The sequence below is a fragment of the Nostoc sp. DedQUE07 genome (assembly GCF_034530975.2).
Classification (GTDB): domain Bacteria; phylum Cyanobacteriota; class Cyanobacteriia; order Cyanobacteriales; family Nostocaceae; genus Nostoc.
This window is the reverse complement of sequence record NZ_JAVRCC020000015.1, coordinates 124,361-135,341: the sequence shown is the minus strand read 5'-3', so window position 1 is coordinate 135,341 and position 10,981 is coordinate 124,361. Positions and strand designations below refer to the sequence as shown.

At 39.7% G+C, this 10,981-nt stretch carries 13 protein-coding genes; 6 read left to right on the top strand and 7 right to left on the bottom strand.

Annotated features, from left to right (window positions below; genetic code table 11):
- Nucleotides 1-355: 355 nt before the first annotated feature.
- Entirely contained in the window at nt 356-985 is a 630-nt protein-coding gene (locus tag RMZ95_RS14630; RefSeq protein ID WP_322684826.1) for a Crp/Fnr family transcriptional regulator, read from the top strand.
- 132 nt (nt 986-1,117) lie between these two features.
- Nucleotides 1,118-2,791 (top strand): iron uptake porin, encoded by a 1,674-nt coding sequence (locus tag RMZ95_RS14625; protein ID WP_322684825.1) that lies wholly within the window; start codon nt 1,118-1,120, stop codon nt 2,789-2,791.
- A gap of 72 nt (nt 2,792-2,863) precedes the next feature.
- On the opposite strand, the gene RMZ95_RS14620 is transcribed toward RMZ95_RS14625, so the two are convergent.
- Nucleotides 2,864-3,124 carry a hypothetical protein gene (locus RMZ95_RS14620; protein WP_322684824.1) on the bottom strand — a complete coding sequence of 87 codons (261 nt, stop codon included), beginning with the start codon at nt 3,122-3,124 and terminating at the stop codon, nt 2,864-2,866.
- A gap of 231 nt (nt 3,125-3,355) precedes the next feature.
- Between RMZ95_RS14620 and RMZ95_RS14615 the strand changes: the two genes are divergently transcribed.
- The 3 genes from RMZ95_RS14615 to RMZ95_RS14605 all read left to right on the top strand — a co-directional run bounded on the left by RMZ95_RS14615 (nt 3,356) and on the right by RMZ95_RS14605 (nt 6,140).
- Entirely contained in the window at nt 3,356-3,958 is a 603-nt protein-coding gene (locus RMZ95_RS14615; RefSeq protein ID WP_322672274.1) for a DUF3318 domain-containing protein, read from the top strand.
- Nucleotides 3,959-4,083: 125 nt separating this feature from the next.
- A complete protein-coding gene (locus tag RMZ95_RS14610; RefSeq protein WP_322672273.1) occupies nt 4,084-5,628 on the top strand; it encodes a hypothetical protein in 1,545 nt (514 codons plus the stop codon).
- A gap of 320 nt (nt 5,629-5,948) precedes the next feature.
- A complete protein-coding gene (locus RMZ95_RS14605) occupies nt 5,949-6,140 on the top strand; it encodes a hypothetical protein (protein WP_292774856.1) in 192 nt (63 codons plus the stop codon).
- A gap of 186 nt (nt 6,141-6,326) precedes the next feature.
- Here RMZ95_RS14605 and RMZ95_RS14600 read toward each other — a convergent pair whose 3' ends face one another.
- The 6 genes from RMZ95_RS14600 to RMZ95_RS14575 form a co-directional block, all read right to left on the bottom strand.
- Complete coding sequence (locus RMZ95_RS14600; RefSeq protein ID WP_322672272.1) at nt 6,327-6,731, bottom strand: hypothetical protein; 405 nt, start codon at nt 6,729-6,731, stop codon at nt 6,327-6,329.
- 541 nt (nt 6,732-7,272) lie between these two features.
- The gene (gene hisA, locus RMZ95_RS14595) at nt 7,273-8,046 is read right to left on the bottom strand and encodes a 1-(5-phosphoribosyl)-5-[(5-phosphoribosylamino)methylideneamino]imidazole-4-carboxamide isomerase (RefSeq protein ID WP_322672271.1); all 774 of its coding nucleotides are present in this window, start codon (nt 8,044-8,046) and stop codon (nt 7,273-7,275) included.
- A 47-nt stretch (nt 8,047-8,093) separates the two neighbouring features.
- A complete protein-coding gene (locus tag RMZ95_RS14590; protein WP_292818410.1) occupies nt 8,094-8,393 on the bottom strand; it encodes a DUF3593 domain-containing protein in 300 nt (99 codons plus the stop codon).
- The gene (locus RMZ95_RS14585; RefSeq protein ID WP_322684823.1) at nt 8,390-8,725 is read right to left on the bottom strand and encodes a DUF2499 domain-containing protein; all 336 of its coding nucleotides are present in this window, start codon (nt 8,723-8,725) and stop codon (nt 8,390-8,392) included. Before RMZ95_RS14585 ends, RMZ95_RS14590 begins: the two co-directional genes overlap by 4 nt.
- 124 nt (nt 8,726-8,849) lie before the next feature.
- Entirely contained in the window at nt 8,850-9,848 is a 999-nt protein-coding gene (locus RMZ95_RS14580; RefSeq protein ID WP_322684822.1) for a glycosyltransferase family 2 protein, read from the bottom strand.
- Between the two features lie 107 nt (nt 9,849-9,955).
- The gene (locus tag RMZ95_RS14575; RefSeq protein ID WP_322684821.1) at nt 9,956-10,666 is read right to left on the bottom strand and encodes a TVP38/TMEM64 family protein; all 711 of its coding nucleotides are present in this window, start codon (nt 10,664-10,666) and stop codon (nt 9,956-9,958) included.
- 103 nt (nt 10,667-10,769) lie between these two features.
- On the opposite strand from RMZ95_RS14575, the gene RMZ95_RS14570 reads away from it, so the two are divergent.
- On the top strand, nt 10,770-10,910 hold the full coding sequence (locus tag RMZ95_RS14570) for a hypothetical protein (RefSeq protein ID WP_322684820.1): 141 nt from the start codon (nt 10,770-10,772) through the stop codon (nt 10,908-10,910).
- Nucleotides 10,911-10,981 lie beyond the last annotated feature (71 nt).

Below are 10,981 nucleotides of genomic sequence, written 5' to 3'. Positions count from 1 at the left end.
CCCTCTTATTCAGAAAGTAGATTATCACATTTTGGTATTAGTGGGATAGGTTCTTAGTCTTCAGAAAAGACCAAATAATAAAAAATAAGTTAACTAAATATTTTACTAAAAGCTTACCTATTCTTAAACTTACACAATTAAAGTAGCGGATAAACAACTTAAAATTTTGGCTATATCTTACTGATAAATCCCTTAAGTAAAAGTTGTTACCATCAGAAGATTTTGAGTTAGTTCCTAGTTCTGAATTGAGAAGAATAGACTTTCAGTTAAGACAGGTAAATTTTGAGACAAATTGTTAGAGTTTCTTAATCATTGTAAATAGCGAGATTCCCTAATAATTATGTAGTTACGGTTAATGATGTATTCCCCAAGTCCTACTTCAAACTCTTCTATTGTGTTAAATGGTTCTGCTTTGGGCGAACAATTACCCCAACAGATATTTATCCGTCGGGAAGTAATTCCACCTTACAATGACATAATTTGGCGAATTGAATATGGTGCAGTTCGTACTTTAACGTGGAGTGAAGATGGAACATTCATTACTCTTGGTTATTGGGGACTAGGGGATCTGATTGGCTATCCTTTGTCTAAGGTGAAGCCCTACCAGATTGAATGTCTTACGGGCGTGGAAGTAAGCATTGTGCCACCTCATTTGTGGCATCAGGATACTAATGCTTTGTTGTCTCATATTCAACAAACAGAGGATCTACTAAGCATTGTGCATCAAAAACCTACTTCGCTACGCTTATGGCAGTTTTTAGTATGGTTAAGTGAAAAATTTGGCCGTGACGTAGATAAAGGCAAGCTAATTGATTTAAATGTTACCCATCAGGATATTGCTGAAGTTTTAAATACTACGCGAGTAACTGTTACCCGACTCTTACAGCAGTTAGAAGAAGAAGGAACAGTTTTACGTCACAAACGCCGCATTATCTTGCGATTACCAAATAACTTAATGAAAAACTATAGTTCAGCAGCGTGTTAAATGAATTGCTTGTAATAATCACAGGGTAAAGGTATAATCGTTGCTGTGATTGTGTGTGAAATCCACGAAAGAAAAGTGTTTAAAGCATTTTATCATGACTGGATTATTGTAGGTGTGAGTGAAAGTAAAAACATGACAAAACGATTCTGGAATCTTTTTAAGGTTAGTCCAATTGTATTAGCCGCTACATTTTTCGTTGCTAATAGTGCCTTAGCTGCTGAAGTTAACGAACAGGTAACAAATGTTGGCGAATTATCTGAAACTCAAGAGTCTAACGACATGAGTCAGGTAACATCAGTTTCTCAGTTTTCGGATGTGCAGCCTACAGATTGGGCGTTCCAAGCTTTACAATCTCTAGTTGAGCGCTATGGCTGTATTGCAGGTTATCCTAACAGTACCTATCGTGGAAACCGTGCTTTAACCCGTTATGAATTTGCCGCAGGTTTGAATGCCTGTTTAGATCGGGTTAACGAACTGATTGCTACAGCTACTGCCGATTTGGTCAGCAAACAAGATTTAGCTACTTTACAGCGCTTGCAAGAAGAATATTCTGCGGAACTAGCAACTCTGCGCGGTCGTGTTGATGGATTAGAAGCCCGCACTTCTGAGTTGGAAGCTAATCAGTTCTCCACTACCACCAAGTTGGTTGGAGAAGCAATTTTCGCAGTGTCTGATGTTTTTGGTGACAGTAGAGCAGCTCGTGGTGGTGCTCCTACCCAAGACTTGAATTATAACACTACTTTTTCTGACCGCGTTCGTTTAAACTTATTCAGCAGTTTCACTGGTAAAGACCAGTTGCAAATCCGGCTGACTGCTGGCAATGTCATCTCCAATCGTGGTAATGATGCATTGGGTACTGGTACTGGTACCAATATGAGCCGATTGAGTTTTGATGTAGGTGCTCCCGCCGACAACAGCGTTAGCATCGATAAAATTAACTATGCTTTCAACTTCAGTGATGCAGTGCGCGTTAAAATTGATGCTACTGGTGCTGAATTATACGAAAACGTTAATAATTTCAACTCTGACTTTGCAAGCTCTGCTAGAGGTGCGCTCTCACGCTATGGACGTTTCAGCCCCATATATCGCCAAGGTCAAGGTGGGGCTGGTGTAACTGTTACCTTAAATCCTAAAGGCGCCATCAGCTTCAGCGGTGCTTATCTAGCTAGGACTGCTAATGACCCCACCCTGAATAATGGGCTGTTGAATGGTGATAACGCTATTTTTGGTCAGTTATCTTTCCAACCCACCAAAGCCTTTAATATTGGTCTAACTTACGCTCGCACTTATCAAACTAATAGTATTCCTCCTGCTGATGCTATTGCTAACAACCTTTTCCAAGGTACAGGTAGTATTTTTGCAAACAATCCTTTTGGAAATGGCGCTCGTACTATATCCAACAATTATGGTGTAGAAGCTACCTTCCAACTTGGCTCTACCTTAGCTCTTAGTGGTTGGGGTGGTTATACAACTGCTGATGCTCAAAGTGGTACTAATGCAGGTACAGACGCAGATATTTGGTACTGGGCTGGAGCGCTTGCTTTGAAAGACTTTGGTGGCGAAGGCAACGTTTTAGGTATTATCTTTGGTCAACCACCCAAAGTTACTGGTGGTAGCATCAAAAATGTCGCTGGTAATACTACCTTCGACGACAGTACCTCTTATCACTTAGAGGGTCTTTACAAGTACAAGATTTCCGATAATATTCAGGTAACACCTGGCTTGTTGGTAATCTTTAATCCAGAGCACAACGACGCTAACGACACTGAATATATAGGTACTCTACGTACTACCTTCACCTTCTAAAATTGGCAAAGCTCAGAATTAGATAAACAAAACCCCACTTAAAAGTGGGGTTTTGTTTAGGAAGAAAATGAGCTATGTAGGATTATAATCTGGCTGATTAGATACATCTTTTGGGGGGCGATCGCTACTCCAAGCCCACCACACAGAACCACAGTGACAGTAATAAAACTCTTGCCATTTGCGACGACGGTCTTCTGTAAGTACAGGCGATCGCCGATTTAGCCAAACTTTCTCAGCTTCTAGGCTACTTGAGTGGCAGTTAGGACAGCAAAAATTGTATGCATGTATTGCCTTATTCGTCCATTCAGGTGGGAGGGTAGCAAAAGCGTCCATGTAGTTACAAATATAGTTTTAATGGCAAGCCAAAACTTTGAGGTTTGGAATTTGGCGGCAAAGAAATACTATAAAATCCCGCCATACTATCAAACTGCTGAATAAATATTCTTATAGCTCGATCTGAATCTATTCAAGACTGTGAGAGCATCTCATAAATCAAAGGTTAACATGAAAACTTTATTTTTACACACCTAGTTACTATGCACATTATGGCTAATAATTAAATTTATGGAGCCAAATGTTGAAATTCGCCGTTTGTTAGATGTGATGCCTGCTTCTGGTCGGATGACGACAAAAATCGTCAGTAAGCCAGAGCAAGCAAAAGTAATTGACGCTTCCTTTCCCCAACCCTGGAACCAAGCGCGACCGATATATATTAATTTTGATTTGTGGCGTCGCCTGACAAAGCCGCAACGAGACTTGCTGCTGTTGCAGATGGTTAGCTGGTTGACGGGGGTAAAGTGGTTTAAACCCGACATTTATCAAGGCGTGGTGTTGGCTGGGCTGTTAGGCGGATTCTTGGAAGTAGCACAGTCAGATGTAGTGGGCGTTGCTGTCGCTGGGGGATTAAGTGCGATCGCTGCTTTTCGGATCTGGCGCACTAATAAATCTCAAGAGTCAGAGTTAAATGCTGATGCAACCGCAATTAAAATAGCACAGCGGCGTGGTTATTCAGAAGTTGAAGCAGCACAGCACCTATTATCAGCAATTGAAGCGGTAGCCAAAATTGAAGGACGTTCCAGTTTCAATTTTACTGAGTTGATTCGTTGCCAAAACTTACGAGCGATCGCAGGTTTATCACCAGTAGGTATACCAGAAAGTTATAAGTAAAAATAAGTAATAATCAAAATTCAGAATTCATCTGTCTGAATAGTTAAAGAATCATAAGAATATTTGACGATCATCGCATTTACAGCAATCTTGCCGATCCAAACAAGTTGGATTCTGAACTAACAATGTTAAGCAATAAAATTAGCAAATATACTTCAAAATTACCTTTTAATTCTCCTTGGTTTATTATTCTTCTTTTTTCTTTTCTTGGTTTAATAGGTATTCTTAATCATTCTATGTGGCGAGATGAACTAAATCCCTGGCTGATTGTCAGAGATAGTGAATCGTTCGGGGATTTAATTGCAAATATTCATTATGAAGGTCATCCTATTCTATGGTATTTTTCTCTGGCAATTCTGAGAAAAATAGTCGATTCTCCTATTATTATGCAAATTTTCCATTTGGCAATTACTGTTGTTTCAGTTACACTTTTTTGCCTATATAGTCCTTTTAACTATCAACAAAAATTTCTATTTTCTTTTGGTTTCTTTCCTTTTTACGAATATCTTTTAATTTCTCGAAACTATGCCTTTAGTATGTTATTTGTTTTTGCATTCTGTACAGTTTTTGCATCTAGAAAAATAACTTATGCTTATTTAGCAATTCTATTGGGTTTACTAGCAAATAGTAGTGCTTATGGTTTACTAGTATCATTTTCTTTATTATTAACTTTGCTGGTTGAATTTTGTTTTGATAGCGAACATCGGCAGCACTATTTTAGTCAAACCAAAAAGTACGACTTATTGTTAAGTATTTTAATTATCACATTATCTTTTATTTTATCTATTTATATTATTACTCCTCCGACAGATAGTTATCTTCACGGTGGGTTAAATAATGGTTGGCTAATAGAATTAGATATCCGTCATCTGTTGAGAAGCGTTGGCAGAGTATTTGGTAGTTATTTATTAATTATTCCTACACATAAAAGATGGCTGGATTTAATTGTTTGTGCGATAATTGCTTTATTTTTTGTAATTTTAACTTTAATAAAATTATCTGAAAAGCCAGTTATTTTCTTTTTCTACATGATAGGCAATTGTATATTATTTGCCTTTACATACTTGAGATTTATAGGTATGCCACGGCATTTTGGACATTTTTATTTAGTTTTAATAGCAGCTTTATGGCTGGGAAGTTATTATCAAAAATCTATAGTTTTACTTAATAAAATTTCTATTATTCCACGTTCAATTACATTTATTCACAAATGGCATTATCTGACTTTGATGCTCATTCTTTATGTCCAGTTTGGGGGAGGAATTTATAGTTTTTCCAGAGATTTAGTTATACCATTTTCTGCTAGTCGCGAAACAGCCCAATATATTTACAAATCTGGATTAGATAATGAGTTTATTGTTGCCAGTCGAGATGCGAATATGGCTCCTTTATCGGGTTATCTGAATCGAAAGTTTTACTATCCAGAAATTGCAAAAATGGGAAGCTTTACTTTATTTAAAAAAGGTCGTCAAGAAGTGGAACAAGCAGAGATATTAAGCCAGGTTAATTCTCTACTTCAAAATCAAGATGAGCGAAAGAAAGTTTTGCTGATTTTAAATAAAAAACTGAATGTCAACCGCAATGATTTGAAAATTGTTCCGATTAAAGATTTTCAGAGAGGCTGGGTGGATAATGAAAGATATTATCTTTATTGGGTAGATGAAGTATAAGAATAATGCGCCACAGAACTTTGTAGTTTAATATGGTATAAACTTTCTTGTACTAAAGGATCGGCATTTACATTTGAATGTGTCGCCAAAATACCTCAAAAATAACGCTTTTGCATCCTTTGACTAGCTTGCCACCCCTGATAACTAGCTGGGATGCGTGAGGCTAATCTACACTGGAATAAGAGAATGTGTGTTTAACTGGCTTATATATCCAAAACTGGGGAGTTTTGTCATACCTTCTCGGTGTTCCTTATGAGGTGATTACCTCGTGTGGTAAAACTTAACTTAAATTCTGTCAGTTACTAACGGAGTTGATGGGAATGAGTACCTTAATTTTTATTGGCTTGATAGGAGTTTACGGAGGCGGCGCTTGGAAATTTTGGAATGGGTTTGGACGGACTAATTTTAATCCAACTTTGACCAATCGGATTGGTTTATCTTTGCTATGGCCAGCTTTGTTTATTACAAATCAGTCTTATCGTCGAAACTTTAGAAAGGCGTTGAAGGGTTAGAGATTACTATTAAGCCTAACGTCATCCAATCCTGACGGTGGTATATATCTCAAATAAATCTAACCTACAACCTCGCTCCCCTTCTAGGGAAGCGAGGTTAGGTTTGCTCCTTTTACGAAAGAGAGCAATTAGGGAGGGATAAGTTCGTTAACCGTTGGAAAATATTTCAGCTGACCAATTTACCAATTATTTACCATTGGTTAATAGATGGATTGCTCCACCTACGGCTGCACCATCAATAGCATTGCCAAGAGTATCTCTTTTATCGCCAGTAATTACACCAGTCAATGCACTAGCGCCTGCACCGACTCCGACATCTTGAGCGGCGTTCCGGTGACGGCGATTGCGAGTATTTCTCAGACCATTTGCACCATTGACGGCTGCACCAGTGACACCACCTTTAACAGCATTCCCTAGTACACTGCCATTTCCCCTAACAGCTCCGGTTACGACGTTGGTAACAGCCCCAATACCTGCATCTCTTAGTACTTGGTCATCAGCAGCAGCGGGTTTGGCGGGAACTAAGGTTACACCAGCTAAACTTGCAGCCATGAGGCTGGGTAAAAGTGCGCGTTTTAGGATTTTATTCATTGTGTTACCTTCTCAAAACATCAAACAATTTTTTAAAAACCAAAGTTACTAGAGTCTGATAAAATTTAAATTTTTATCTCGAATCACAGCAACTATATTGTTTGAGAACACATTCATTATTGCATTTCCAAAGTCATAACTGCATCTACTGAAAGCATTAATATAAATTCAGTCCAGAGAAGGCCTTACTGATTTTTTAAATCATACAAGGGATTACATCTTGACAAAATCAATCAAATATGAAGTTTAGATTTTTCACAATTAACAAGGGATTTGCAATCAGAAATAAGGTAGTGTTTACCTTATCTATCTAAAGATAGTTGTCAAATTAATTAAACTAATATCAATTCAATTAATGATTGCAATACATTCTTGGTTAAAGACGCGACGCCAGTCGCTACAACGGGGGGAACCCCCGCAACGCGCTGGCTCATGAATCGCGTCTCTACAAGATGGTCTATTTGTCGCATCCTTGATTATCTATCCCACCAGCGCAACCAGGGTAATTCTAGATTTTGATAGCGAACTTGCCAAGAAAATGTCAAGCAAAGGTAGAAAAACCGAGATTGGGTGGAATATCCTGAATTCGCCCCGGCCCGATCGCTCGTAATGCTTCTTTGAGTAAAATATCCCCAGTATACAAGGCACGTCCGACAATTACGCCAGTCACGCCTTGGGGTTCTAACGCCAACAAACTCAACAAGTCGGTGATAGAACTTACCCCGCCAGAAGCAATTATCGGGATGGAAATTGCGGCTGCAAGTTCTCGCAAAGCTTCTAAATTTGGCCCTGTAAGTGTACCATCTCGGTGGATATCTGTGTAAATGATGGCGGCTGCGCCCAATTCTTGCATTTGTACAGCTAGTTGAGTGGCTAAAACTTCTGAGGTTTCTAACCAGCCGCGAGTTGCGACTCGACCGTTACGGGCATCAATACCGATAATAATCTGTTCGGGAAATTCTTGGCAGAGTTCTTGCACTAACTGGGGTTGTTCTACGGCAATGGTTCCGAGAATTGCCCACTGTATGCCTAGATTAAATACTTGTTGTACACTGGTGCGATCGCGCAATCCTCCACCAATTTCAATGGGTACTGACACTGCTTGAGCGATCGCTTCAATTGCCCCCAGGTTTACTACTTTACCTGCTTTGGCACCGTCTAAATCAACTATATGCAATCTAGTAGCACCTTCATCTACCCACTGTTTGGCAACATCAGCGGGATTTTCGCTAAAAACTTGCGAGCGATCGTAGTCTCCCTGATACAGTCGTACACAGTGACCTTCTAGTAAATCAATCGCTGGAATTACGTCCATTTAACTCTTCCTCATTGCAATCAAAACGCTATCTATAGCTGAATTTACTATTTTTCATTTTTCATTTGTAATTGCCTTACAGCTTGCCCAAAACCCAGCACAAGCAAGATGTTAGAAAGCGTCAAAAATAGTTCTGCACCACCGTGCAACCAATCTACATTGGCCAAAGACTTACCATAATGCAATACAGCATAAATCCCCGCCGGGATGGTAATGGCAACAAAGACGAGAGTGCCGTAAAATCCATACAACGCCAAACGCGGCATTTGCGGACTGCGGCTGATAAACCACAAGAAACCCAAATAGGGAAACAGTGAAAGTGCAAACAGGGTTTCTTTAGAAATCATTGCTCTGATTTGATAGGGTTTGGTTCAACGGTGTTAACAGATTTGGTAGAACGCCAAATCAAATATGCCGCCGCCCAAAGTGTAAAATTACCAACTAAAGTCATGGTAGCTTGAAGCGTTACCAGCCATTCCAAAGATTCGGCATTGTCGAAATAATGCCAGGTACAAGCACACATAGCGCTGACTAAAGCTGGTAACATCGCCAGGGATAATCCCCACCAGCTACGGTTATTAGTCAGTTCGCCGTAAGACCAGATTAACCAAATGGCGACAATCCACTCTATAACGCTAGAAACATGAATAATCCAGGTAGGAATTGAAAGGGTGTGCATAAGTAAAGTTAGGAGTTGGGAGTTAGAGATTTGGAGTGGAGAGTAGCACTGTCAAGGTGATATGTAGCTTGAATTTTATATTTGTTTAAACAAACCTTTATTATGCAACGCCAAATAAAGATTTTTATTTGTAAGCGTCTTCTAAATTATCTAGTTTGTCAGAATTGCTCGTTGAGTTGGAGGATTTGCGCGCAAAACCACCTACCTCTGTCAAAGTATAGAGGGGTCTGGCTTTAACTTCTTCATAGATGCGCCCTATATATTCACCTAAGATGCCAACACTAACTAACTGCACAGATCCGAGGAAGAAAATTGCCATCAAAATAATCGTAAACCCAGTTAAAGGGGAATGGGGGACAAAAAGACGCCAATATAAGACTAATAAAGCCATGAAGATGGCCGCTGCCGCTGCTATTAAGCCTAAGTAGGTTGATAACCGCAGTGGCACTATTGAAAAAGACACTAAACCATTGATCGCAAGGGCTAAGGATTTGCTAAAAGTGTATTTAACTTCCCCAGCAAAGCGGGGGTTGCGCTCGAACCGAATTGCTGTTTGCTGAAAGCCAACCCAAGAACGCAAACCACGAATATAGCGGTTACGTTCTGGCATAGAATTGAGAATATCTACAATCTGCCGATCCATTAAACAAAAATCACCAGTATCAGTAGGAATCTCTACATCTGCAAGCTTCTTAAGGATACGATAAAAGAAATAGGCAGTAAAACGCTTAAACCATCTTTCTTTAAGGCGTTGAGTGCGTTGAGCGTAGACGACTTGATAGCCCTGTCGCCATTTTTCAACCATGTCGGGGATTAGTTCTGGTGGGTCTTGTAAGTCTGCATCAAGGATGACAATAGCTTGACCCCGGACAAAATTAAGACCAGCAGTTACGGCAATTTGATGACCAAAGTTACGAGCAAAGCTCAGATAGCAAATGCGCGGGTCTTTTTGATGGAGGTCTCGTAATAATTGTAGGGAGCGATCGCGGCTACCATCATTGATTAAAATTAATTCGACAAGCCCATCCATCCGATTCATTACTGCACTCAGTCTGCGGTATAGTTCTGGAATAATTTCTTCTTCGTTATAAATTGGAACAATGAATGAATACTTTGGTAGCATCTAAAAATATTGTTTAATTTTTTTACAACTAAGATAACAGGCTGCTTGCGATCGAAAAGGTTTGCTTCACAGTATACCTAGCAACACTCAAGTCTCATTCCCATAATTTATTTATTCTTCGGATTTATGTTATCTGAAGAGTCTGATTTTTTCAGGCTTTCTACAGCTTTTTTGGCAAAAGTTCGACGATGACGATACCAAGTAGACCCTGCTACCAGTGTTCCAGTTAAGCCTAGTGCAAGTATTAGCGGCAAAAAATCGCCTGTATTCACTGCCTTCAGACCAGAACTACCTAGTAGTACAAAAGGTAAAACACTAGGAACAGTACCAAGTGTTGTACCTAGAACATAATCTTTAAAACCGATTGAAGTCAGTCCTGCGGCAAAGTTGACCAAGCCATAGGGCATGATTGGTACTAATCGGATGGCAAACATATAAAAAAGCCCTCCACGACGCACCTCAGCATCCATTGCTTGCCAGCGTCCTGCTAGTCGTTTTGCAACTGCTTTGCGTCCAATAGTTCGAGTAAAAACGAAGGCAATTATTGCCGCAATGACTGCTCCAACACTAGTCCAGACAGTACCCAGCCAAGGGCCAAAAATGGCACCTCCAGTCAAATTTAGTACCGTTGAGGGCAAAACTAACATGGTTGCTACAACGTACAAAGCAATATAAATAATAGGTGCCCAGATACCAGAAGATTTCAGCAAAGCTTGAATTTGTACTGGTTCAATGCCGCCAAGAAGATATACGGTTATACCAGTTGCAATTATGCAACTCAGCGTGAGTAGCATAATACCAGTTTTCAAGTTCCACATTAGAACTCTACTCCTACTTTTTGTGTAACAAAACCCATCTTTTGAAAATTTAAATCCTTGTAGAGACGCGAAATTTCGAGTTTCTACAAGGATTTTTCACTAGATGTCTATTGTATTAGCTAGTTTTAAAGAGAAGCGATCGCAACCTTTTTCCCAGTATCCAAGCACAGACCAGAAACCGCAAGCTAGCAAGACTTGTGTCAATGAAACCGGAAGTCAACACTTTGGAGTGGAAAAAATGTAAGTAATTATAGCGCCTGCTATCCTGCTTAGGACAAGTCTGCTATGGATAACTGTGACAGTAGCTCTCTGACG